Below are 24,752 nucleotides of genomic sequence, written 5' to 3'. Positions count from 1 at the left end.
GTGCTGCGAAAGTGCAACGAACTCATCAATAAGTGTATAATTATCACTAAATGGATGTTTGATTCTCCTTTTGTTTTAAAACAATATAATTTAGCCCCAAACAGGGGCATCTTTATCACAAAATGAGCCTCTTAGCTACAATAACTGGCTAAAAAATTCTAAAAACTAATATTTGATTGTGGATAAGACAAAGTAATAAAAGTAGATAAATGTATTTATAATTAAATTTATTCTAGATATAGAAAAATAAAAACCATTCTAACGTCATAAGTAAATTCTTTTGTCAACTAATCACAGTAGTAAATTTTTAGTACAGCAGTAATTTAATAGTAAAAAAATATAGAGAAATTTCAATTATCTTTGCTAAAGTAGTTTGACTAAAATTACTTGTACTAAAGTTTTTTATTGTTCCTTGATGAATTAATCAGGCTTGTTAGTAAAGAAGGTGTATTTCTAGTAATTAAAATTGGTTGAACCAAGGGACAGTTAAGCAACTTTACTAGTCTTTACTTATGCAAGGTAAAAAATTTCTTTTGGCTTTGGTTAAAGCCAAACTATCTATATTGGTAGCTGCTCCAGCAGGGGATAGAAGATTAAGAACTCAACCTGCAAAAAGCTTAATTCAGATGTTTTTAAAAGTTCGTTGGCAGCTTGTTTCAGTTGCTACTACGCTATTGATTGCTTTACAAGCAAGAGCAGCAAGAGCAGATTCAATATTTTCTAATGCTCAAAAAGCAATGGAATGCGTGATTACTAGTGCTTCATCTGGTAGCACTATTAACAATGCAGTTTTGACAAGTTTGCCATTAATTTTGTTTACTGCTCTGACTATTGTTCTATTTGGATATTTCTGTTTCTCCATTTATCAAGGTGTTGCTGCGTATGGGCGCGGTGAAGAAGTGAGTAACGTTATTCAGCAGCCTATTTTCACCTTTATTTCGGTGATATTGATTGTAGTATTTCAATCACTGCTTTTTGGTAATAACGCATCTTGTACTTAGCTAAGGGAAGAATTTCAGAGGCAGAATTAGATTTAGTTATTGCCAATAGATAAACGTGCTTGATTTTTTATAACAGCCCATACTGAATTGAAATTTAAAATCATTAGCAGAAAATTAAGCCCTTGCTGATAGAAGACTATCAAATTTAGATTTGGTATGGGTTTGATGTTAATTTGCAGTTCAAGCACACTATTCTGGCTCTCGAATTCTGGATTGATGCTCTATGAGAGAAGAGATTAGGAAAGTTAACCAAAGCTTAGGTGAAAGTCCAAAATTTGGGCCGTTTACAGGCAGACAGTTTGTTATATTCGCTGGAGTATTTTCTGTAGTTTTTGGACTGTTAAGCCTAATTTTAGGATTAGATATATTCTGGGGCTTAGGCTTTGCATTCTGGGCAAGTTTATCAATTGCATTCCTATCAGGAGACAAACCATACCTGTACTGGTCAAAGATTTACCCGATTGTGCCAAGATGGACAAGAGGATATGCTACCTACAGTTCTGCACAACATAAGAAAAAAGTTGGTGTGAGAAGAGTTAAATTAACTCGCTCATCCAAACCTAAAACTCTTAATCCCTTTGAAGATTGGTTGGATTTAACTACTATAGTCAGACTCAAGAAAGATTCATATTTAATAGGAGCTTATTTACTTAGCAAAAAGAATCTGACTGAAAGTAGTAATACACTGCAATTAATCTTTGGTTATACCTGTGCTGGGATTCATCCTTTGTTTAACTCAGAACAGGAAATAGAAGCCATTGCTCAAGCTTTTGAAAATGGCTGCAAAGAAATTCCTCAAGGCGAAAAAATCACTTTTAGATGGAGTTCTTTTTGTGATAATAGCGACAGTGAAGAATATTTAATGCAGCGTCTGGAGAATTCAGCTTCTTTAGAGTGTGAATTTTTAGATTGGGGGAGACTAGCCCGGACTCAAAAACTAACCCATGAGAGGGCGCGGAAGAATATCAAGCTGAATATCTTTTGGTCATTTACAGTGACTTCTGAAGCATTAGAAACCTCAGACCCAGTAGATAAATTCTTACTCAAGCTGACTAACTTTCTCCAAAGAAGATTTACAGATTCAGGAGTTAACCAAATTACCAAAAAGCGATTTACACAAATTTTAACTAAAGGACTTGAAGCCTCATTAAGATACCAGCAGATTCTAGCCGAGATGGGCTTAAATCCTCAGCCAAAATCAGATAAGGAGTTATGGAAAGACCTTTGCAAGAATATTGGGGCTAAAGAGGTTATTATCCCGCATACTTTAGTGTTTGATGAGCAAGGTTTGAGAGAAGAGATTGATGACAAAGCTTTACTTGATAAGCCAATTGAAATTATCAATCAGCCTCATTTAACCTCAATTATCTTAAACAATGGTGTACCTTTCGCTGATAAGCGATGGATTTGTTTACCAAAAGGAGAGAACAACAAATACATCGGAGTAATAGTACTAACTCGCAAACCAGAAATTTTTGCTTCTACTAAACATCAAATTCGCTTTCTTTGGAATTTATTTTCAAGGAATAATATTTTTGACGTGGAGGTAATTACAGAATTTTCACCAGCTGACCGAGGCATTACCCGTGCTGCCCAACAGATGATTACGAAACGCTCTAGGGCGTTAGATATAAATGTGCAGCAGAAAAAATCAATTGATGTTTCTGCTCAAATCAATGTTGAACGTTCAGTAGAGGCACAACGACAACTATATACAGGAGATACACCACTAAATTTGAGTTTGGTAGTCCTTGTTTATCGAGATACACCAGAGGAAATTGATGATGCTTGCAGATTAATTTCTGGTTACGTTTCACAACCTACAGAGCTTACCCGTGAATATGAATATGCTTGGTTAGTATGGCTGCAAACTTTGCTCATTAGGCAAGAACCGATTCTTATGCGTCCGTATAATCGGCGGTTAACGTTCTTTACCAGCGAAGTTTTAGGACTAACCAACATAGTTCAGAATAGCTCCGCAGACGATCAAGGTTTTGAGTTAATCGCAGATGAGAGTGATTCACCAATAAAAATTGACCTATCAAAAACCAAAAATATTTTAATTTTGGGTACAACTGGTTCAGGTAAGTCAGTTTTAGTTGCTTCCATCATTGCCGAGTGTCAGGCTCAAGATATGAGCGTTCTGATGATTGACCTGCCCAACGACGATGGAACAGGTACATTTGGGGATTACACTCCATATCACAATGGCTTTTACTTTGATATTTCAAAGGAGTCTAATAATCTAGTACAGCCATTGGACTTATCAAAAATACCTCCAGAGCAACGAGAAGAACGAGCCAAAGCCCATAGAAACGATGTGAACTTGATTGTTCTTCAGTTAGTTTTGGGGTCGCAATCATTTGACGGCTTCCTCTCCCAAACAATCGAATCTTTGATTCCATTAGGGACAAAAGCTTTTTATGATGACCCTGATATTCAACAACGCTTTGCTGAGGCGAAGAAAGCAGGATTAGGTTCAGCTGCTTGGGATAATACCCCGACCTTGGTAGATATGGAGCATTTTTTTACCAAAGAACATATCAGCCTGGGTTATGAAGATGAAAACGTTGACCGAGCGTTGAACTACATTCGTCTACGCTTTCAGTATTGGAGAAATAGCAGCATTGGCAATGCAATCTGTCGTCCGTCTACTTTCGATACTGATGCCAAGCTGATCACCTTTGCCTTGACCAACTTGCAGTCAAGTAAAGATGCTGAGGTGTGGGACTTCCAAGAAATAAAATCCCCAAAGCATAATAATGATAATCATTATAGGGGGGTAGGAAGTCACGGCAGCCATCGGCTGCCGTGACTTCCCTTTTTGTAGTAATTTCAATATATGGTTCGAGTTTTGGGGTGTGTTGGAGTGTCAATTGAATTAACTGACTCATTGAAAAGTTTGCTCAAGGAAACAGCTACTCAATTGAAAGGTGCAGCCAGACGACGTTTTCAAGCGCAGACTGTTATGGGATTAGGCTATGGAGGACAACTCATAGCTCAAAACGAGTTGGGATGGGATAGAAAAACCATTCGTAAAGGAATTAAAGAATTAACCAGTGGGATTACTTGCTTTGATAATTATTCAGCTAGGGGTCGATGGAAAGCAGAAGAACACTTACCTTCGTTGTTAGAAGATATTAAAAAATTAGTTGATTCACAGAGCCAAACCGACCCAAGTTTTAAAAGCCAGAGGTTATATACACGCCTAACAGCAAGCAAAGTCAGAAAACTATTAATTGAAAAGTGTGGCTATAGTGACGAACAGTTACCAACTGAAGAAACAATTCGTATCAAATTGAATGATTTAGGTTATAGACTCAATCGAGTAGCAAAAGTTTTACCTCAAAAAAAATTCCAGAAACAGACGCAATTTTTGAACAATTAGCAATAGTTAATCAATCCGCTCTGGATGATCCAAGTATCTTACGTCTTAGTCTGGATGCCAAAGCCCGTGTAGATATTGGCTGCTTTGACAGAGGAGGAAAAAACCGAGTTGTCACAGAAACAGAAGACCATAATTTTCATCCAAAAACTACCGTAACTCCTTACGGCATCTTCCTTCCAGAATTAGACGAACTATTTTTATACTTTACAGAGTCTAATGTAACGAGTGATTTTATTGTAGATGCTCTACAAGATTTTTGGAAGAGTGAGAGTTGGCGATTTCCCACAATAAAAACCCTGATTCTTAACCAGGATAATGGGACAGATAATAATTCTAGACGTACCCAGTTCATGAAACGTATAGTCGAGTTTGTTCATCAATATCAACTAAATATACGGTTAGCCTACTATCCACCCTATCACAGCAAATATAACCCCATTGAAAGAGTATGGGGGATATTAGAAAAGTCTTGGAATGGCAGCATTCTCGATGAAGTTGAAACTGCTTTAAATTTTGCAAAAAACATGACATGGAAAGGCAAACATCCTGTAGTAGTTAAATTAATAACTCAGACTTATGAAACAGGAGTTAAGCTAACCAATAAAGCTATGTCTGCTATTGAAGAACAAATAGAACGTCTGACTAACTCCACAAATGAAAAGTTTCCCAATTTAGGTAAATGGTTTGTTGATATTTGTTGTGGCAGCACTTAATTTCTCTGACTATTTTTAAAGCTTTCAGCTAAAAAAATATCAATATTAATGATGATAATGCACCTGACATTATTTACAGAGTGCAGACTTTTTTATGAGTGTTTTTAGGGGGTGAGAGGCGGTTGCCGTCGGCAACCGCCTCTCACCCCCCTCAGAATGATTATCATTATCTTATAGATATCAAATTATGATTTTTGCTGAGTAATTTATTTCTTGGAAGTCCCTGTTTGGGATGAGTGCATACATCGCTGCATCCCGCCAATCCCTATCAGCACCAAATAGTGTGTTCTTCATGGATGAATCGAGTGTGTTGTTGCGCTTCCCTGCTTTATCACGTTTAGTAGGCCGCAAATGTGCTACTGCCCGAAAATCAGGTTGTCGAGTCATGTTGGCAGGTCAAGACATTCTTTCGATCGCTAATTCAGAAGCAGGGGAGCAAATCTTGCAAAATATGCCCTGTCGGTTGGTTGGGCGAATAGTGCCGGGGGCCGCAAAGAGTTTTTCCGAGCATTTAGGAATACCTAAGCAAATTATTGATTCAAATGAAAGCTTCCGCCCCAACATTAAACAGCTATATACATTGTGGTTGCTTGATTACAACAACAAATACATTCGCTGTCGTTACTATCCTTCTTACCCAATTTTGGCATTAGTAGCTAATAGTCGAGAAGAACAAGCAGCCCGTGACCGATTTAAATCTATGTATCCAAATAAGTTTAAGTGGGTTGCTGAGTTTTCTAAATATTATGTGGATTGCATTAAGCAAGGAAAGCCTTTATGAAAAAGCTAGAAATTGCTACTGGATTTGCACAATATAAAGTTTTGATAGCTATTTTAGGAGTTGTTACATCATTAGCATCCTTTGAAGTTTGGAAGTGGCAGAAACAGGAACATGAAAAGTATGTTGCTGAAAAACAGAAAGCTTGCCAACAAGCTTTAAACAATGCTAATCAACACGTAGAAAGCGACCGAATTCTTAGAGGAGTTCGTTATGCAGCTATAGCGCAAGAGCAATTTGATAAGAAAGTAAATCAGCCAGGAATTAATACAGATTTTCAAGCTGGTAAGAATTATATTTTGATGTATTCAAAACCAGCATCTTTAATACCAGATAGTCCCCGCCATGAAGGGAAACTCTTTGAAAGATTATCTCAGAAAAGTGATAGATATCTCCCAGAGCCATTGATGGTATCTGGTCAAAAGAGATTAGGTACTAAAGCTCAAGTAATATCTGCTTGCTCTCCTAATTCTTTTACAGTAGCGTTGGAGAATTTGTATGAAATCGCTCAACCAATTGATGTTACTCCCTATATGCCGACGTTTAGTAGTTTTTAGCACCTTAATCGTTACCTTTGTCGTACTTTCAACTTTACCAGCTACAGCTAAATCTTCCTTTCTGGAACAATTTCAGCAAGTCATCACTAGCTTACAAGGATATATTAAGCTGTACAGCAAAGAGTTTGGTAATAAATCAAAAGATTCAGAATCGGATAAGAATGAAGATGAGAATGAAAATATAGAGATAGTTATTGATTCTACAAATGGTGATTTAGGCATCCCTGACCCCTTAGAAGCAGGTAAAAAAATAAAAGCAATCATTCAAAAAAAAGACACTGATTTAGTCGATACTGATTCTCAAAATCAAGGTGACTACGCTCAAAAACGATGGCATCGGGCTTATACCTATGGACTTTCCGAATCTGTGCTGGGTAGGGAAGGACAAAAAACTCAGTTTCAAGAAGGTGAAATGAGCAATGAAGCTCTAGAGAATTCATCTAATAATGCTGATAAAGTGCAAACAGATGTCATTACTCAGGACATTTTAAAAAAAATGGCAGTTCAAAACTTGCAAACAACGATTATTACTAAATCGATTCATGGTGAAGCGCAAAAACAAACACGAGCATTATCAGCAGCTAATATCAATTTGAGCGATATTTCAAATAATTTAGATGAATCAGCACGAAAAGACCAAGCTAACAATAAATCTAGTGCTAAACAGATTTTAGGAGCAGCGGCATTTGCTGATAGTTTTTGGGAGAAGAGCAATGGTAATTCATCCAATTAACTTCTTGTACTTACTAGCAGCCACAGGAGATACAAACGCTGATGATATAGTTGATGGCGCAATTAATGGTTCTCGTTTGGTTGTATCTTCATTTAATCAAGACTGGCAGGATTTAATTAATAATCAGAGTGAAATTTATAAAGCAGTAGTTGCTATATCTGCTTTATGTGGTGTTGTTTTTGTATCTTTTTGGTCACTAAGCTGGTATTCAAGATTAACTCAGGAAGGTTTTAGTAATGAAGTTTTAAATGAAATGATATATCCATTATTAGTCTGTCTAATGTTGACAGTGAATAATGGGCAACTCCTTGCATCCACATCTCTAATGTTTCGTAATACAGCTATTAATTTGAACGATAGATTATTAAGCATTACACGAGATGGGATTACCTTGAGAGATGCTATTCGTACTGCAAATATGGATCAGGCGTTTGCTTTGTCAGTTCAAACACAAATACAAGAATGTTTAAAAAAACCTACAGAAGCTCAAGATGAGCAAGGAAATCCGACTAATCCGCAGGAAATATGTAAGCAAGAAAAAATCAAACAAGCTAAACAACAAGCTCAAGAATACAAAGAGAAATATGGATTATCTTCCTACTCAAATAGTTGGAATCCAATTGATATTGGTGGTCAGTTTGTTAACTCAATGGTGCAAGCCTTATCTTGGATCATATTTAGTGGTTTACAAGCAGCATTTCAATATATTGTGCAAATAGCATTTTTATTAAATGCCTATGTTGCTCCTATCTTCTTAGTACTTTCATTGTTTCCTTTTGGAGGTAAGCCCATCTATGCCTGGATATCAGGATGGTTGGCGTTAACCTTAGTACTAATGTCGCACTCAATAGTTTGTGGAATTGCTGCTAGTTCTATTGTGAATGCAGATAGTAATAATCCTTTGTTCTTGCAGTTAGTAGAGGCAATTTTATCTCCAATCTTGGCAGTGGCAATGGGTAGTGGTGCAGGGATGGCAGCTTTTTCTTGTTTTTCTAGTAGTGCCAGGTTAATCTCTGGGAGGGTATTCAGATGAGATTACTTGATAAGAAAGAAATAAACTTCTCGCCATTGTTATCAATGGGACAATTAATAATTTTAATATTTTTATTTTTAACAACTTTAGCTAATTCTAGTAAATTAGGTCAAATCTCTAACAGTAGACCTACCTTAGTTGAATTACAAGATGGTACTTCTATCAGAGCAATTGCTGTAGGAGAAAAAGACAGAACTGACCAAGCTATTATGGATTTTGCTGGGCGTACCATGATGAATTTGATGAGTTGGAATGCTATCCCAAAGTCATCATATGAAACCTTAAATCCTAGAGAATTAAAACTAGATCCAGGAGTACAAATATCTGATAAGAAGTTAACCACAAATACTTGGGGTGCGGGATTTGCATTATCAGAAGATTTTAGAGCGAGTTTCTTACGGGAAATTGCCAGCTTAACTCCCTCTGATGTCTTTACTGGGGATACTCAGTCAGCTTTATTAGTACGTTATCTGTCCAATCCTCAAAAAATAGAACCAGGAAAGTGGCAATTAGATATGGTTGCTAATTTAGTAGTATTCAAAGGTAAAGACCAATTAGGTAATGCAATTTCTTTTAATAAAACTATCTTTATCAGAGCAATAAATACTCCACCTTTACCTAATAACCCCTCCGCGCAGCATATTGCAGCTTACAACGCTCGAAAAGCAGGAATGGAGATTTATCGAATTCAAGATTTAGATTTGGGAAGGTAGCTTTATGTCAAATCAAGTTACTGCCGAAACTAACAATTATCGGCAAGAATTTGCCCAAATGAATGGAGCAGAAATAAAAAATGATTCAACAATATCATCCACATCATCAACAGACGATACTCAAAAAGCAGAGCCAGAAGAGATTGTAACTACTCGCCCTGTGGCCGGACACCCTTTATTGAAAGGGTTGACAATTTCTAGTGGAGTTTTGCTGTTAGTAATGAGTTTTGGGGCGATGATTAGCACAATTACAGGAGCTTTTAAGCCTTCTAACGATCATCAAACTCAAGAAAGTACTAAAAAGATTCAGCCTGCTGATAGCAAAACTGCAAAAGATGAAGATGCAGACATGAAGACCGCGATGGCTCTCACTAGTCAAAAAGGTGAGTTACAAGCCATTGGGAAAAAAGATGGTGAAGCAGTATCAGTACCGCCTGCGCCAGCACCCACGCCCACAATTGCCCCAAAACCTACGTTTAGGACACAACCAATAGCAACACGCCCAGTCACAACATATCAAGCACCGCCACAGCAGCCTACTCCAGTAATTAGAGCTAACCCTAGCTATCGAGTGCCTACTAATCCTCCAATTAGGCAAGTTGCGCCTGTGCCAATGCCTAAATCATCACCAAAACCTTTACCTCTAAAGACGAGTGTTAGAAATTTAACCCCGCTACCTTCAGTCAAAGCAACACCTAAAGACCCAATGCAGGAATGGTTAGCAGTAGCGAACGTAGGTAATTACTCTTCTGGTGATCCTAGCAATGACCAGTTCAACAATGAAGAACTGAATTTAGCAAATGCAAAAGTAGAGGGAGGCACAGGAATCAGACCAGTAAGTGCTGCTAATCAAAATCAAGATTTATCCCAACCACTACCAACTAATTACGATGGTAAGCAGGTTTTGGTAGGGACTCGTGCGGCGGGTATTATGGAAACTCCCATTGCTTGGATGGGTAGTAGTGTTAACGATCAGCAAAAACAAAACTGTTTAATTCGGTTATCGCAACCTTTAAAAGGTTCTGATGGTTCTGAGGTTTTACCCAAGGGGTCTTATGTTGTCGCTATTCTTAACCCAACTAATTCAGAAATAGCGCAGATGACGGCAGTTTCTGCACTGGTCAATGTTGATGGTAAAACTCAAGAAAAACAATTACCGCCAAATTCAATTTTGATATTAGGTAAAAGTGGCAAATTACTAAAAGCTGAATCTCGTAAAGGCGGAAGTAATTTAGGAAATTCGCTCATGGCATCACTGTTGTCTGGCTTATCAAAAGCAGCCGAAATTCAAAATAGAGCTAACAGCGAAACTTCTATTAGCTCAAATGGGGTAACTACGACCAGTACGAGCAATAGTGAAAAGAATTTAATAGCAGGTTTTACAGAAGGCAGCCTTAACGAGATTCTAGGGAGAATGAAAACTTCTAATGAACAGCAAATACAAGGTTTAGAAAGACAGCAACAAGTATTTGTAATTGAAGCAGGCAAGCAAGTACAAGTTTTTGTAAATCAATCGATATTGATATGAAGAGTTTAACTTTTTTATTAGCAACAGCATTAGCTATAAATGCAGGGCAGTTACTAGCATTACCAGCAGCGAGAAATGTTTATTCACGAGATGCCCAAGGCAATAGCTCTACAGGACTTGATTTAAAAGTTTGGCAGGGTTATGGACTAACGATAAACTTTATGTCCACTGGTGAGGTTATCAAGCAAGTTTGGCTGGGAGATCCAACTCATTTTTCTTTAACTTCCAATGGTAAGTTATGCCAGCAAGGGGTATCAAATGATGAAAGCTGTGGGGCTGGAGGAGCTACAGTTTTATTTTTGAGACAAATTAAACCAATTAACTTTCCGCATTTGACTTCCAGTAGTGATGGCAGTACTCAAATTACCGTTCTCACGAATAGTGCAGATGGTCAAAAACAATATCAATTTAGGTTAATTCCAGCTAAAGGTCAGCCATCTTATACAAGTTTAATTATTCAACCTGACTCTCAAAAACCGTTACCTGTTTTGAGGCAACCAACATTAACTACCGCCGGAGAAAGGGCAGAATTAGTAACTACAAAGCCAGTTTCTCAACAACCGACAGACCCCACTGTAACAAAAAAACCAGCAACAACAAAACTGATTTCTCAACGAAGAACAGTAGCGAAAAGGGAAGAAAGTACGAGAAGTAGCCAGGGAGACAAGTTATTAGACGGTAATTCTCTGCCTCCAAGTGCTATTGCTGTAAGTAATTCAAGTACTACTGTAGCTCTGTCTAAGCATACATTTGGGAGCAATTCAATTCCAAGAAACGATGCCAATGCTTTGGCTTATGGATTAGCAACAGCTGTTTCTAATCGAGAAATTAAGCCTTATTCAAGTACTTGGAAAAAGTTTCAAGATGCTATTCGATTACTACGACGAGGTAAAAGCCAAAATGAGGCAATTTCTCTATCTGGTGTACCATCTGCCTTATTTGAACAGTTAATAAACAGGGGTAGATAAATGCTGAAGCTGAAAAAATTATTGTTAGTAGCTTCAACAGCTTTGATAGCCGCTACATCAATCAAAACACAAGCTCAAACACCAACTGAGACTCGTACTTTAGCCGAATACGAGGTAAAAATTCCTGACTGGTCAAAGATAACTTGGAGTAACTTAGCACCAGTTCAACAGCCTGGATATCTCAATATTTCACCAGAGTTAGTTGATAGATTTGGGTATAATCCTTCCCGTTCTTGGTCGGCTGGACAAAAAATAGATTCTATAGTCATGTTGGGAGATGTGGAAGATGCTTTTAAAATGAGTTCTTTCAGCTTAAAAAATATATCTGCAATAGTAGCACTTGATTCTAAACTGACACTCAAAAATTTGGGATTGATACAGTGGCAAACTCCCAAAACCCTAGTTAAAGCAATTCCTGCATTAGGCAACCTTGATATTAGCCAAGTTCCGCCTATTTATGATTTATTTGCTCAAGTCGCTGATAGTAATATAACTCCTAATTCATTAGTTGCAGGTGCTACAAAATCAAATACAACTGATAAAAATTCTTTTAAAATTGCTGCAAGTGGTAAAATAGCCCAAATCTTACAATTTAATCCACAAGCCGCTAATACCCCATTAGGTAAGCTTGATTTAAGTCGATATCCTATCAACTCAGTGCCTGGGCTGACCCAAACACAATTAGCAAGATTTTCAGGCTGGCAGCAGAGTTTTATTAATCAGGTTCCGGGGCTAAATAACGTGCCATTTGATAAAATGCCTCAGCCCATTAATACAGAGTTTAGTGTAATTGGAATTGCATCTTTAGTATTAGGAACATCTGAAAATGGAGATACAACAGTCGGCTCAAACTATTTTATATCCGGCAGTATCAACCGTAGTAGTGCGACTATTCCTGTAGCTTGCGAAGCTCGTCAAGAATGCGCGTACATGGAATTGGGAGATTTAGTAGGACATATTTACATTTCTTGATTTTATGAATCGCATTTTGCGATATAAATATTCTTATTAACTAAAATTCAGAAGTCAGGAGTAAGAATTCAGGATGAATAAGTGCTGAAACACCTAGATAAATAAAAAAATTAGTTGTCTATATGGTGGTGGGCGGAAACCCACACTTTTTTGTTGAGACCTCTGCATTCTTCGTCAATATTATTCATCTATAAATAGAATTAGTTACATTTCTTTATTATGAATTTTCTGAGTAAAGTTTATTAACTTTTGCTGTTAACCGACATTATCGCCTGTTAGTCTTCTTATTAAGGTGAGTAGTCAGCGTTGCTTGAGCATATTGATTATCTGTCTTGAATGCTTGGCCAGCTGCACAAGAGGAGAATTAACTTTAGTTTCATAAATAGTTGCTTGGCTACTACAAGAAGGCAGGAGGAAGGCAAAAGTTCAAGAAGTTACAAAATAGGCTTTTTAGCCTTCTCTAACGGTCGGTTTATTTCTATTGCCACTTGCTAGTTAGAAAACTATCAGTTTATATTCAGCAACTACACAAAATTCACCAGCAGCATTAAACAAATGATGAAACATTATTCTCTGGAATGGATTGAGGCTTGGTGCCAAGAAAATGGCTGGACAGAATTGTTTGTCGAGCGACGTAATAATTATTGGGCATTTCCTCCAGGTGGAGTAATGCCGGAACCAATTCCATCTCATGTTTTGAGAGGAATTAAAGCAGCAAAAGGACTCACCATTGAAGAAAGAATTTGGTCGATGTCCGCAGTAATTGGCACGGTTGCAGCTGTCGTTAGCACCTTTATACTCAGATGTCCAATGCCTTTGGTTTTGGCCTTTGCCTTTAACGCTGTAACGGTAGCTCAATTTGAAATGGAAGATGTTTAATCAGAGTCAATGGTCAATAGTTAATGGTATGGAAGTTGACTATTGACCAGATTCTTTTGAGACTTTTTCAATTTGTTGCGTAAAGTAAGATTCCTCATGTTTCAGTTGTTGGGCGAGTTGTAAGCCTTGTTGAAACGCTGAGAGTGCTTGAGGATAATCTTTTTGTTGTAGGTAAATTTGCCCAATCTGATCATAAGCTTGCATCAAGCCATAATAGTTAGAAGTTTTTGCTTGTGTCTCTACAAGAATTTGGCTTGTTTGTAATGCTGCATCAATTTGTCCTTGAGAACGATATAAGGCAATTAACTTTTGTAAAGCTTCCGCAGCTAAGACAAATTGCTGTGATTCCCAAGCAGTTGTATAAGCTTGTTGATAGTTATTAAAAGCGTCTTGCAGCAGATTAGGATTTTCTTTTGCTAAAGTTTCATAATTACTTGCGATCGCTAATTTTAATTCTGGTAATTTGAGAATATCTTCTGGCTGGGTATACATTCGGGCTAACTTATTTAATGTATCGATAGCCTGTTGCGGTTGTTTGCTTTGCTGGTAAATATAAGCTAACTGTTTTAGATATGTTAGCTCACTAATGCGATCGCTGTTAGCAGAAGCTATCGTTAATAACTCTTGATATGTAGCGGCGGCTTTGGGATAATCGAACCAACTCAGATTTAGTTCTGCAATTGTCTGGAGAGTTGCTAACTCTGTGGTTGTATCTTTTTGCTGTCGCACCGCCGTTAAGATTTGATTGTAAACTTCTAAAGCATTTTTAGGCGATCGCACATTTTGATAAGCTTCACCTAAAGCCTGCAACAATTCTAAATTCACACCTTGTTGAGCAATTGTTTTTGGTGATAAAGCTTGTTTTTGAATTGCTTGCAATCGTTGAGTTATATAAAATATCTGTTGACGGTCATTTTGATTCCAAGCGATCGCACCTACCCTCGATAATGCTTGAACTTCAGGTATTGTACCCAAATAGCGCCGCAAGCGTAATTCGCGGTTCCAAATTTCAAACGCCTTAACACTATCTCCAGCTTGCAGAGTCGCCGCTGCTTGTTGATTTAAATCATCTAATGCAGTTGCTAGAGTTTGCTGTTCTTCCGCAGTTAACGGTTGTTTATTAGCAGAAGGCCGCACCAAGGGATCGGGTGTGGTAACTTCTAGAGGACTAGGGGGAAATTTATCTGCTTGGCTAGGATCTTTAGGTGCAGCTAATGTTAAAGAGCTATTTAGTAGAATACTGAAAGTTGCGATCGCACATAAGCGTCTGAGCATAACTACTTTACCGTACTGGAGTTAGATAAGAATTAGTGACTAGCTCCATAATGACGATATTTTTATCAAAATTCTCCAAGCACGAGGAGATTTTTCCTTCATAAAATTTCATACTTTAGCCTTCAGACTTCATACTTCATTAAAATACTCAAAGAGATTTTAAGCAACGCAAGATAATCTATAAATGACAAGCTCTACAGATATTACTACCTTAGCGCGGTGGATGGCGGCTGATTTTAGTAACCAAGCGCAAGCTTTTGAAAATCCGCCATTTTATGCACATATCCGTGTGTGTATGCGTCCCTTACCTTTGGACTTGTTATCAGGGGTAAGTTTTTTTGTGGAACAAGCTTATGACTATATGTTGAATGATCCTTATCGCTTGCGGGTGTTAAAGTTATTGGACGCAGGCGATCGCATCCACATTGAAAACTACACTGTTAAACAAGAAGAAAAATTTTACGGTGCATCCCGTAACTTAGAACGTCTCAAAACCCTAACAGCCGATGACTTAGAAAAATTACCAGGCTGTAACATGATTGTCGAGTGGACTGGTAATAGCTTCAAAGGTAGTGTAGAACCAGGGAAAGGCTGTATTGTGTTTCGCAAAGGCCAAAGAACATACTTAGACAGCGAATTTGAAATTGACGAAGAGAAATTTATCAGCCTTGACAGAGGACGCGACCCAGAAACCGATGAACATATCTGGGGTTCTGTCGCTGGGCCATTTTACTTTGTGCGGTGGGCTAGTTTTGCCGATGAAGTTAAGTGCTGAGTTGAAAGTGCTGAGTACTGAACGCCGAGTCACTAGGGATATTAGCTTTTTGACCATTGACTATTGACCATTGACCAAAGTCAATATCCTGTTGCTGCTAACTCCAGTGGATGAAAATAGGGAACTCTTTCCACAGATGTTTCCCAGATACCACTGGGGTATAGTTTCAACAAGCGGAAACCTGGTGCTTTTTGGTCAATAGCAAAAGTTGGACTATGGGAACGAAACTGAATACAAGTAGACGGTGTTCCTAAATAGGTAACTTTGCGACGTTGGTGTTGAAATTGTTGATGAATATGACCGAATAAAACTAATTTAACTTGTGGGTGGCGATCAATAACCGCAAAAAATTCTTCTGGGTTTTGGAGGCTGCTACTATCAAGCCATGCAGAATTCATTAAAAAAGGTGGATGATGCAGCGCTAACAATGTCGGGTTATTACCTAATTTTGCTAATTCCGAGTCCAACCAACTTAGAGTGTCAGTTGTCAGATGACCATGTACACATTCAGGTACAGCTGAATTCAGTAAAATAAAATTCCAATTACCGCGCTGGAAGGACTTTCGCCGGGAAATCATTCCTATATTAAGAATTTCATTCATAGCGATCGCACAGTCATGATTTCCTGGTACCCAGTAAGTAGGGATTTGCAATTGATTAACTATGCTTTGCAGATTTTCATAAGATTCGGAAGTACCATCCCCAGATAAGTCTCCCGTTAATAATAGTAAATCAATTTCCGATTTTAGCTCCTTTAATCGCTCCATCACTACCTTAAACGACTCAACTGTAGGCATTCCCAGCAGTTGATGTTTTTCTGAGGCAAACAGATGTATATCTGTTACCTGAGCAATTGATACGGGAGATATTTGGTTCATCTTCACTGCTCACACTATGCTGATCTCTGTACCCTGATTTGTGTTACGGACAGCACACTGACTTTAATTCAAGTAGCAAAACCAGCTTGATAGTCAATGTCTGCCATAGAATTCAATGTGCCAACTTACTTTGAAAATCAAAGCTTTAGCTCAAAAACAATTTGCCATACTTTAAGTAATCTTTATACTCAAAGCCGTTCATAAAAATACAATTTTAAACAAATTTTTTTTGCATCTATCATAAGATACAAATTTTATTTTTTGTAGTTTATAGCGCTCAAAAAAGACGGGAAGCTTGTTGTTCAGGAATGATTTAAAACTGCTATACTGCATAAAAACAATCGATATACCGTATTTTTATGAGTAATAGCAAAAAAGTTAGTAAAAATCTTAGTATTGCGGGACAATTAACTTCTGAGGAATTACAGCAGTTAGCACAAGCAGGTTTTAAATCGGTGCTAAATCTACGTTCCCCTGAAGAAGTAGGTTTTTTAAACGACGAACAGCAACAAGCAGAAGCAGCGGGACTAGAATACGCTAACGTCCCATTAAAGCCTTCACAAGCAAATCAGGAACTTACAGAGTTAGCCATTAAAAAGATTGAAAACTTACCTAAACCAATTTTGATTCATTGTGCAGCTGGAGCAAGAGCGGGTGGTATCGCTTTAATAGCGGCTGCTATTAGTGAAGGTTTAACTTATGAACAAATTACTCAAAGAGCTAGTGAACTTGGCATTAATTTAGAACAACCACATCTTAAGCAATTTTTATTAGATAAATATATTGGCGATCAAGTCGAAAAAGCGTAGTTCAATCATCGTCAGATAAAAGTTACATTACTTTGCAATCTGCGGCTTGTTTGCGTCAGTTTTAACAAAATAGAATTAAACTAAACTTAAGTAAAACAAGGTAGGTGAACACAATTATGTCAATAAAACTTTTACCAGACCTTGGAGATTTAGCCGAAGGACTAGGAATTACAGGGATTGTCGGAGTTGTGCTTGTGCCTGTATTCTTGCCAGTAATAGCTGGTGTTGGTAGACCATTAGCCAAAGCGGTTGTGAAAAAAGGAATCGTATTCTACGAAAAGAGCAAAGACGCGATCGCAGAAGTTAGCGAAACCTGGGATGATATCATCGCTGAAGCTAGGGCTGAAGTTGGCGAAGAACGCATGAAATCAGCTGAACCCAGAGAAACCTAGTACGAAACTCAGCGTAACTTTGCGTTTAAAAGTCAACCAGTTACTAAGACTCTCTTAGTACATATCCCACACCCCGCACAGTTTGAATGAGGCGTTTTTGACCTTCATCTTCAATTTTGAGGCGTAGGTAACGAATATACACCTCAATTACATTCGACTCACCCATAAAATCGTAACCCCAGACATTTTCTAGAATTTGTTCGCGGGTTAATACCTCACGGGGATGTTCCATCAAATATTTTAATAACTCAAACTCTTTCATTGTCAAATCAATTACCCGCCCATTGTGTATGGCGCGGCGGGTGGATATATCTAAAACTAAATCCCCAAAGCGTAACTGCTCTGTAGTATCTATATCAGGTTTTAAATAAAGGCGAATTAGCTTTAAAAATTCTTCTGGGCGGTAAGGTTTAAGAATGTAGTCATCCGCCCCCGCTTCGAGACAGGCTACACGGTCATCAACTGTATCTCTAGCCATTAAAACTAGCACAGGAGAACGCATTCCAGCGCTTCTGAGATTTTTACACAACGAAAGTCCTGATTCTCCTGCCAACATCCGGTCTAAAACAATTAAAGCAGGTTGACAATCACGACTGTATTGTAAACCACTGGCTGCATCGTGAGCCAAAATCGCATCATAACCTGCTTCTTGCAAATCAGAAGATAGCTGATTTGCAAGACTTTCATCAGTTTCAATCACTAAAACACAGGGACTGTGAGCAACTGTCATAAATTAAGTCAATAGTCAATAGTCAATGGTCAATGGTCAAGAGTCAAAAATCAATCTCTCTTTTTACTCAGCACTTTGCTGTAACTTTGTTTCCCAATTCTATTTATAAACCAGCAATTCAGGAAAAAAGCTGAAGAAACAATTTTGACTTTGGACTATGGACTATTGAACATTGACAATTAAGGTAACTCTACAGAGGTGGGTTTGGCTATGTGCGGTAGACCCCATCCGAGTTTTTCGCGTAAGATGCGGAAAAACTCTGGTGGTTGTAGACGAATAAATCGGACACTATATTGCGATCGCTCTAAATATACCCGATCTTCTGGGAAGACATAACATCCACCATTGCCATCTACCACCATCACCAAACGTGGGATATTGACAGGATAAATACTAACAGTCTCTGTATCTGGAAACACTAAAGCCCTAGAAGCCAGGGAATGGGGACAAATCGGTACTAACTGTAAAGCAGATATGCCAGGAGTCACTACCGGGCCGCCTGCACTGAGTGAATAAGCCGTAGAACCAGTAGGTGTAGAAACAATTACACCATCTGCTGCAATATCCACTGGTGCGTGCCGACCGATAGCAATTTCAAAATGACACATACAAGTCAATGGTTCCCGATGCAGCACCATTTCGTTCAAGCAAAGGGCTTCCCACAGTACCGACTCCCCGCGCAATACCTTCACAGTCAGCATTGCCCGTTCTTCTATTTCATAATCACCTGCCATTGCTTGTTCAATCGCTTGAGGCAGTTGATTAAGATAAGCCTCCGTCAAAAACCCCATATGACCAGTATTCACTGTTAACAGTGGAATACCAAGGGGCGCAACCTGACGAGACGCAGCTAAAACAGTGCCATCTCCCCCTAGTACAACAGCAAACTTCATGTCTGAGTCAAAACCAGGGGGTGTCAAACCGTCAATAGGAGTATGGCATACAGGACTTTCTGGATTAGAATAGCCCAATATCCCACCAATACTAGTTGTGACACATACATCCCAACCCGCAGCGGTGAGTTTCTCTTCTAGTTCGATAGCGACGCGACCCGCTACCGGTTTTAAATCATTGTAGATAATGCCTGCTTTCGGCACATTCAAATATCCAACTTTTGGCAATGCTTTGTACTATGTAATCCTTACATATTTTGGCCAACCCAGTCATTAGTCTGTGAGTAAAAGTCAAAAAGAAAGAAGGCAGAATGAATACATATTTATCACTCAGCACTTTTTACTCAGCACTATTGACCATTGACCATTGACTATTGACTATTGACCTTCTTAAACGGAGAACGTTTGTTTTTCTCCTTTTTGGTCTTGGTTTTTTCGTAATTTAGCTCCTTGAGCTTTTTCATAATTCTGCTGAAGTACTCTTGTAAGTAACTTTCGAGCGTAGTTGTGTCTTTGGGGTCTAAGTCAAAAACTTTGTATACTTCCGCCATTGGGGCATTTAATGGTCTGCCACTGGCCAAGACTTCTGTAAATGCCAGTCTGTCTGCCACATTCCATCCCCACTGAAAGAACCGGACAAAACGGCGCACAGTCCGCAATAAATTTAAAGGCATCCGTGTGACTTTTGCTTCTTTACCAGACAAGCGTTCACACAAACTGATGATTTCTTCTGCACTCCAAGCACGAGTCCCAACTACCGGGAAAGTTTGTTTTTCGGTTGCTGGCACACTCAAAGCCCGGACAGCAAATTTCGCAATGTCTTGAGTATCCATGTAGGCAATGGGTGATGAATCACCAGTTACCCAAACGGGTTGTCCTTCTAAAATTGGGATGCCATATTGACCGATTAACCCTTGCATGAAGCCAGCCAATCGTAAAACGGTATAGTTTAGTCCAGATTCAGCTAAAAATAGTTCTGTACACCGCTTAATTTCCATCAGCGGTACTTCTGGGTATTTATCGGCATCAATTATAGAAAAGAATATAAAACGCTCTACACCCGCAGCTTTGGCCGCTTGAATTAATGCTACTTGGCCTTCCCAGTCTACCTGTCTGATAGTCAAAGAATCAGTAGCACGGGATGTGGCCGCATCAATAACTGCGGTTACTCCTTCTAATGCACCTGCGAGGGTTTCGGGGTAACACAAATCTCCAACGGCGAGTTCTGCACCCCATTCTTTGAGAAATGCTGCTTTTTTGCTACTGCGGACAAGACAACGTACTTTATACCCCTCATCGATCGCACGACGAGCCACTTGTCTTCCCAAGGTGCCAGTGGCACCGACTATTAGTAATGTCATGAGGGTTGTATTAAATCTTAAAGTTTTATGAAAAGAATCTTAACAGAATTATATCTGTAAACAAAAGTTTACACTTTTCTTAGAAATTATTTAATACCAGAGAATTATTGAAACAGCGTTGTCCGTTGTCGGACACGCTATTTTTTCAGACTCCAGAGAGATTATTCTTCAGCACCCTGAATTTTCAGCAATAAAGCACCTATTGCCCAACCAACGAAAATTAAGCTAAAAGCCAGAAAAGCTGTACTGAAAATTTCGCCACCCATTTTTGTGTTTCTCCTTTGTGAATGGTTTGTCATAATTCTAAAGGCTAACCTTTAGATTTCCTATGTTTTAGGCTGTGTTGCAATTAGACTTGCTTGCTCAAATCTAATTTTTATCAGTCTTGTAGTTGAGGGGTGAAGTTTTACTTTGACCGAACACCCCAGCTAAACTGAATTTGCTCAACAGCTAATGTTGAATTAGACCTGTGTAAATAATTCTAAACTAGTTTGATGGTTAATCCCTAGTATTGAGGGATCAAGGGAAGCTCATAACAAATGTCGATAAAGTAGTGCTATGTACCAAAGCAAGCAAAATTCTCTAGTAAAACCACACAGAGAAAATCGTCCCCGCCTAGCGTTGACGTTAGGAGACCCCGCAGGAATCGGGCCAGAAGTAATTTTAAAAGCTTTGGCTGATTTGGAAGTTACTCAAAACTGTGATGTCACAGTGATAGGAAATGGGGATTTGCTGGTACAAACTTACGACCAGTTAAATTTGTCTGGCAATTTAGTAGCCTTGGCAAATCCCAATAGCTTAAAAGTTGTTGATGTGCAATTTCATCAAGATGTTAGAGGAGAGATTGTCACAGGTAATGGTGATGCGGTGAGTGGTGCAGCGAGTTTTGCTTACATGGAATATGCGATCGCTCAAACACTGGCTGGCGAGTTTGATGGTATAGTTACAGCGCCCATTGCTAAGTCAGCATGGAAAGCCGCAGGCTACAACTATCCAGGACAAACCGAACTGTTGGCAGAAAAAGCTGGTGTGGAGCGATATGGAATGTTATTTGTGGCGCGATCGCCTTACACTGGTTGGACACTCCGCACACTTTTAGCTACGACACATATTCCCCTGCGTCAAGTAGCAGATACACTTACACCGGAGTTATTGACCAAGAAACTTGATTTACTATTAGAGTGCTTGCAGCAAGATTTTGGTATCAGCAAACCGAGAATTGCGATCGCAGGTTTAAATCCTCACAGTGGTGAACAAGGACAACTAGGAACTGAAGAATTAGACTGGTTGATTCCTTGGCTGAAGGAGGAGCAAAAAAAGCGCCCTCATTTGCAGTTAGAAGGGCCAATTCCTCCAGATACAATGTGGGTAAAACCTGGTCAAGCTTGGTATGGTAATTCATCCATACAGAATCCAGCCGATGCTTACTTGGCACTTTACCACGACCAAGGCTTGATTCCTGTGAAACTCATGGCCTTTGACCGCGCTGTGAATACTTCTATTGGTTTACCATTTGTGCGGACTTCCCCCGACCACGGTACAGCATTTGATATTGCAGGTAAAGGAATTGCTGACTCTACCAGTATGAAAGCAGCCATACAATTGGCTGCTGAGTTAGCTAGTGCTAGAAAGCAAGATGAAATGGATACTTGATGATTTATAAAAAAAATTTAATACTTGACTAGTTTGATAAATCCGCGCTAACATAAACGATTGTGTGGTTAAGGACGTATAGCTCAGTTGGTTAGAGCGCTACGTTGACATCGTAGAGGTCACTGGTTCGAATCCAGTTACGTCCATTTTTAATATAGTGCTGAGTATAAATTGATGCTTGTAATTGTCAATTTGTATATTAAATTTCTGACTCGTAAATTAGTTTTACAAGTTATACAATAGCTTTCTAACTCAAAAATATAGTTTTTAGTTTGTAAAGCTCTTGCTTGCGTCAATTTTTAGGTTCATTACTAGCTATTTTAAACGCAGAGTAGCGCGGAGTAATGCGGAGTTGGGGAAAATAATACGGTCTAGGTATTAACTTGTGACTAAATATGTGGGCAAAGCGATCGCACATTATTAGAAGATTGTGAAGGGATAAATACAGCTTTTACCATGCGAATTTTGCTGATTGAAGATGACGAAGTGTTGCTCGGTGTATTGCTGCAATCTCTCACCAGCCAACACTACGTTGTAGATGCAGTCCAGGATGGTCAAAGTGGTTTGGAATATGCCCAAACAAGTAGTTACGACTTAATTTTGATGGATGTCGGGCTACCTGGACTCGATGGCATTACGTTGTGTCAACGCTTACGTGCTGAAGGTTACACCATCCCGATTTTGCTTATCACAGCGAAAGATGCTAGTAGCGATCGCATTCGAGGACTAGACGCAGGTGCAGACGATTATTTAATTAAACCCCTAGATTTAGCAGAACTGCAAGCACGTTTACGAGCTTTGCTGCGACGCGGCGAAGTTGTTCCTACCACTGTCTTACAAGTAGGTGATTTGTATTTAGATCCACGTAGTTGCGAAGTCAAATATGCTAACAAACTTCTAAAATTAACTCCTAAAGAATATACTCTGCTCGAAGTATTTATGCGAAATCCCTCACGGGTTTTTAGTCGCGGTCAACTCGTCGAGCATCTCTGGACATTTGAAGATTCTCCTTTAGAAGAAACTGTCAAAGCACACATTAAAGGACTGCGCCAAAAATTGAAAGCAGCCGGGGCTGTAGACTTAATCGAGAACGTTTATGGTTTGGGGTATCGATTGCGAACAATTGTAGAGGAACTAGAGAAAGCAGACGAACAAAGAGAAGTTTCAGCAGTCTCCATCCCTTCATCATCGATTGAGCAGGAATTTCAGCAAGGTATGGCTCAGTTGTGGCAGCAGTATCGGGGTTTGATGGTGCAGCGCTTACAAGCTCTACAAACAGCAGCAGAGGCAATCAATCAGCGAAAACTTACCCAGGAATTACGTCAAAATGCAAGGCAAGCAGCCCACAAATTAGCAGGCGTGTTGGGGATGTTTGATAAAGAAACTGGAACAGTTTTAGCACGAGAGATAGAAGAGATTTTGTTATCAGATGCGGCATTGTTGCCAGTTCAGGAACAACAATTTTTAGATTTGCTGCATCAATTAAGTGCAATACTCAATTTAGATGAAGCACCATCGCCCACAGACACCCCGCGACTTTTGTTAATTGATCCCGATGTGAATTTGGGTCAAGAATTACAGGAATTAGCCAAATCATCTAATATGAGTTGGCAGCAAGTAGCAACCTTAAAGTTAGGCAAAAAATGGCTGCAATCTCACTCAGCAGATTTAGTAGTATTGACAATAGATACTGCTAAACAACAAAAAAAAAGTCTGGCATTTTTAGCAGATTTGGCATCTCGAACACCACCCGTACAGACATTAGTGCTGGCTGCTGCTGATAATTTATTAGATCGAGTGGCGGTAGTGCGTGCAGGTGGACGAGGATTGCTGCACAAACCTGTAACAGCAGTGCAAGTTTGGGAGATGGCAAAGCAATTATTGCTAGTTACCCAGAAATCAACAATTAATGTATTAGTTGTAGATGATGACCCAGTATTTCTGGCCGCATTACGCCCCATGCTTGAATTTGAGGGAATTTCCGTGACAGCCTTAGATGATCCTTTGCGCTTTTGGGAAGTTTTGTGGTCTGTTGTTCCCGATTTGCTGATATTAGATGTAGATATGCCGCAAGTTAATGGTATTGAATTATGTCAAGCAATACGCATTGATCCTGATTGGCAGGGATTACCGATTTTGTTTCTTACCGCTCGTAGCGATCGCGCTACAATTCAACAGGTATTTTCTATTGGCGCAGATGATTATCTCAGCAAGCCAGTTGTAGCAGCAGAATTGCTCACCCGCATCACCAACCGTCTGGAACGTACCCGCTTACTGCAAAATCAAAAAGGCAAAAGTAAAAAGGCAAATTTTTAAAGGCATTGTTAATGCCACGCCTTGCATTGTTAATGCCACGCCCTGCATTGTTAATGCCACGCCTTGCATTGTTAATGCCATGCCCTGCATTGTTAATGCCACGCCCTGCATTGTTAATGCCATGCTCTGCATTGTTAATGCCACGCCTCGCATTGTTAATGCCACGCCTTGCAAAAATAGTTTTGCACTCTTGGGGGAAAGGGTAAAGGTAAAAGGGAAAGGGTTTTTTTTTATCCCTTTACCCTTTTCCCGACTTCTGCAAGAAGTCTAATGTATCGACTTGGAAAAAATATTTCAGATGTAGTCCAGTAGGGTGCGTTATGAACGATAGTTTTAACGCGTCGCAAATCTGGGAAGGTGCGTTAGGCTAACGCCATAACATCTTGCAACAGGATGAGAAATTCCCA

The 24,752-nt window shown here is 39.1% G+C and carries 24 protein-coding genes and 1 tRNA gene; 18 read left to right on the top strand and 7 right to left on the bottom strand.

Translation table 11 applies throughout. From position 1 onward, the window contains the following. Positions 1–512 precede the first annotated feature (512 nt). From ACMX3D_RS30130 to ACMX3D_RS30075, 12 genes are all read left to right on the top strand, one after another. Positions 513–1,001, top strand: coding sequence for a hypothetical protein (locus tag ACMX3D_RS30130; protein ID WP_482749415.1), 489 nt, complete (start codon positions 513–515; stop codon positions 999–1,001). A 223-nt stretch (positions 1,002–1,224) separates the two neighbouring features. After that, a complete protein-coding gene (locus ACMX3D_RS30125; protein ID WP_482749414.1) occupies positions 1,225–3,816 on the top strand; it encodes a helicase HerA domain-containing protein in 2,592 nt (863 codons plus the stop codon). 60 nt (positions 3,817–3,876) lie between these two features. Further along, positions 3,877–5,102, top strand: a protein-coding gene (locus ACMX3D_RS30120; protein WP_482752268.1) for an ISAzo13 family transposase whose coding sequence is annotated in 2 segments (ribosomal slippage) — positions 3,877–4,357 and positions 4,357–5,102 — 1,227 coding nt in all. Because the reading frame shifts where the segments join, the coding sequence is not laid out codon by codon here. A 232-nt stretch (positions 5,103–5,334) separates the two neighbouring features. Next, positions 5,335–5,883: a hypothetical protein gene (locus ACMX3D_RS30115; RefSeq protein ID WP_482749413.1), complete on the top strand. Its 549-nt coding sequence runs from the start codon at positions 5,335–5,337 to the stop codon at positions 5,881–5,883. Continuing rightward, positions 5,880–6,437, top strand: a complete 558-nt coding sequence (locus tag ACMX3D_RS30110) for a hypothetical protein (RefSeq protein ID WP_482749412.1) — start codon at positions 5,880–5,882, stop codon at positions 6,435–6,437. The genes ACMX3D_RS30115 and ACMX3D_RS30110 overlap by 4 nt, the downstream gene beginning before the upstream one ends. Next, positions 6,379–7,170: a hypothetical protein gene (locus ACMX3D_RS30105; RefSeq protein WP_482749411.1), complete on the top strand. Its 792-nt coding sequence runs from the start codon at positions 6,379–6,381 to the stop codon at positions 7,168–7,170. Before ACMX3D_RS30110 ends, ACMX3D_RS30105 begins: the two co-directional genes overlap by 59 nt. Further along, positions 7,151–8,203, top strand: a complete 1,053-nt coding sequence (locus ACMX3D_RS30100; RefSeq protein WP_482749410.1) for a hypothetical protein — start codon at positions 7,151–7,153, stop codon at positions 8,201–8,203. The genes ACMX3D_RS30105 and ACMX3D_RS30100 overlap by 20 nt, the downstream gene beginning before the upstream one ends. Continuing rightward, positions 8,200–8,916, top strand: coding sequence for a hypothetical protein (locus tag ACMX3D_RS30095; protein ID WP_482749409.1), 717 nt, complete (start codon positions 8,200–8,202; stop codon positions 8,914–8,916). The genes ACMX3D_RS30100 and ACMX3D_RS30095 overlap by 4 nt, the downstream gene beginning before the upstream one ends. Positions 8,917–8,920: 4 nt before the next feature. Next, on the top strand, positions 8,921–10,444 hold the full coding sequence (locus ACMX3D_RS30090; RefSeq protein ID WP_482749408.1) for a hypothetical protein: 1,524 nt from the start codon (positions 8,921–8,923) through the stop codon (positions 10,442–10,444). Continuing rightward, positions 10,441–11,412: a hypothetical protein gene (locus ACMX3D_RS30085; protein WP_482749407.1), complete on the top strand. Its 972-nt coding sequence runs from the start codon at positions 10,441–10,443 to the stop codon at positions 11,410–11,412. Before ACMX3D_RS30090 ends, ACMX3D_RS30085 begins: the two co-directional genes overlap by 4 nt. Then, positions 11,413–12,384, top strand: a complete 972-nt coding sequence (locus tag ACMX3D_RS30080; RefSeq protein WP_482749406.1) for a hypothetical protein — start codon at positions 11,413–11,415, stop codon at positions 12,382–12,384. A 555-nt stretch (positions 12,385–12,939) separates the two neighbouring features. Continuing rightward, the gene (locus ACMX3D_RS30075) at positions 12,940–13,263 is read left to right on the top strand and encodes a slr1957 family protein (protein ID WP_482749405.1); all 324 of its coding nucleotides are present in this window, start codon (positions 12,940–12,942) and stop codon (positions 13,261–13,263) included. Positions 13,264–13,302: 39 nt separating this feature from the next. Here the strand turns inward: ACMX3D_RS30075 and ACMX3D_RS30070 are convergent, their stop codons facing one another. Further along, positions 13,303–14,538 carry a tetratricopeptide repeat protein gene (locus ACMX3D_RS30070; protein WP_482749404.1) on the bottom strand — a complete coding sequence of 412 codons (1,236 nt, stop codon included), beginning with the start codon at positions 14,536–14,538 and terminating at the stop codon, positions 13,303–13,305. Positions 14,539–14,722: 184 nt separating this feature from the next. Between ACMX3D_RS30070 and ACMX3D_RS30065 the strand changes: the two genes are divergently transcribed. Further along, positions 14,723–15,313 (top strand): CpcT/CpeT family chromophore lyase, encoded by a 591-nt coding sequence (locus tag ACMX3D_RS30065; RefSeq protein ID WP_482749403.1) that lies wholly within the window; start codon positions 14,723–14,725, stop codon positions 15,311–15,313. Positions 15,314–15,393: 80 nt separating this feature from the next. On the opposite strand, the gene cpdA is transcribed toward ACMX3D_RS30065, so the two are convergent. Next, positions 15,394–16,191, bottom strand: coding sequence for a 3',5'-cyclic-AMP phosphodiesterase (cpdA, locus tag ACMX3D_RS30060; protein ID WP_482749402.1), 798 nt, complete (start codon positions 16,189–16,191; stop codon positions 15,394–15,396). A gap of 359 nt (positions 16,192–16,550) precedes the next feature. Between cpdA and ACMX3D_RS30055 the strand changes: the two genes are divergently transcribed. Together ACMX3D_RS30055 and ACMX3D_RS30050 are read left to right on the top strand one after the other, a co-directional pair. Next, positions 16,551–17,000, top strand: coding sequence for a protein tyrosine phosphatase family protein (locus tag ACMX3D_RS30055; RefSeq protein WP_482749401.1), 450 nt, complete (start codon positions 16,551–16,553; stop codon positions 16,998–17,000). Positions 17,001–17,116: 116 nt separating this feature from the next. Then, entirely contained in the window at positions 17,117–17,392 is a 276-nt protein-coding gene (locus ACMX3D_RS30050) for a DUF5132 domain-containing protein (RefSeq protein WP_482749400.1), read from the top strand. Between the two features lie 43 nt (positions 17,393–17,435). Here ACMX3D_RS30050 and nblR read toward each other — a convergent pair whose 3' ends face one another. From nblR to petM, 4 genes are all read right to left on the bottom strand, one after another. Beyond that, positions 17,436–18,122 carry a response regulator transcription factor NblR gene (gene nblR, locus ACMX3D_RS30045; RefSeq protein WP_482749399.1) on the bottom strand — a complete coding sequence of 229 codons (687 nt, stop codon included), beginning with the start codon at positions 18,120–18,122 and terminating at the stop codon, positions 17,436–17,438. 179 nt (positions 18,123–18,301) lie between these two features. After that, positions 18,302–19,219, bottom strand: coding sequence for an NAD(+) kinase (locus tag ACMX3D_RS30040; RefSeq protein WP_482752459.1), 918 nt, complete (start codon positions 19,217–19,219; stop codon positions 18,302–18,304). Positions 19,220–19,386: 167 nt separating this feature from the next. Continuing rightward, complete coding sequence (locus ACMX3D_RS30035; protein ID WP_482749398.1) at positions 19,387–20,376, bottom strand: SDR family oxidoreductase; 990 nt, start codon at positions 20,374–20,376, stop codon at positions 19,387–19,389. Positions 20,377–20,537: 161 nt separating this feature from the next. Further along, entirely contained in the window at positions 20,538–20,642 is a 105-nt protein-coding gene (gene petM, locus ACMX3D_RS30030) for a cytochrome b6-f complex subunit PetM (protein WP_190703862.1), read from the bottom strand. Between the two features lie 292 nt (positions 20,643–20,934). On the opposite strand from petM, the gene pdxA reads away from it, so the two are divergent. From pdxA to ACMX3D_RS30015, 3 genes are all read left to right on the top strand, one after another. Next, positions 20,935–22,029: a 4-hydroxythreonine-4-phosphate dehydrogenase PdxA gene (pdxA, locus tag ACMX3D_RS30025; protein WP_482749397.1), complete on the top strand. Its 1,095-nt coding sequence runs from the start codon at positions 20,935–20,937 to the stop codon at positions 22,027–22,029. A 72-nt stretch (positions 22,030–22,101) separates the two neighbouring features. Beyond that, positions 22,102–22,175 (top strand) — tRNA-Val (locus ACMX3D_RS30020). 310 nt (positions 22,176–22,485) lie between these two features. After that, on the top strand, positions 22,486–24,345 hold the full coding sequence (locus ACMX3D_RS30015) for a response regulator (protein ID WP_482749396.1): 1,860 nt from the start codon (positions 22,486–22,488) through the stop codon (positions 24,343–24,345). Here the strand turns inward: ACMX3D_RS30015 and ACMX3D_RS30010 are convergent. Then, positions 24,301–24,519 (bottom strand): hypothetical protein, encoded by a 219-nt coding sequence (locus ACMX3D_RS30010; RefSeq protein ID WP_482749395.1) that lies wholly within the window; start codon positions 24,517–24,519, stop codon positions 24,301–24,303. The genes ACMX3D_RS30015 and ACMX3D_RS30010 overlap by 45 nt on opposite strands. Between the last annotated feature and the right edge of the window lie 233 nt (positions 24,520–24,752).

The sequence above is a fragment of the Anabaena sp. TISTR 8404 genome, from assembly GCF_056847745.1.
Note: the sequence above shows the minus strand (reverse complement) of the source record. Positions and strands in the feature narration are given on the sequence as shown.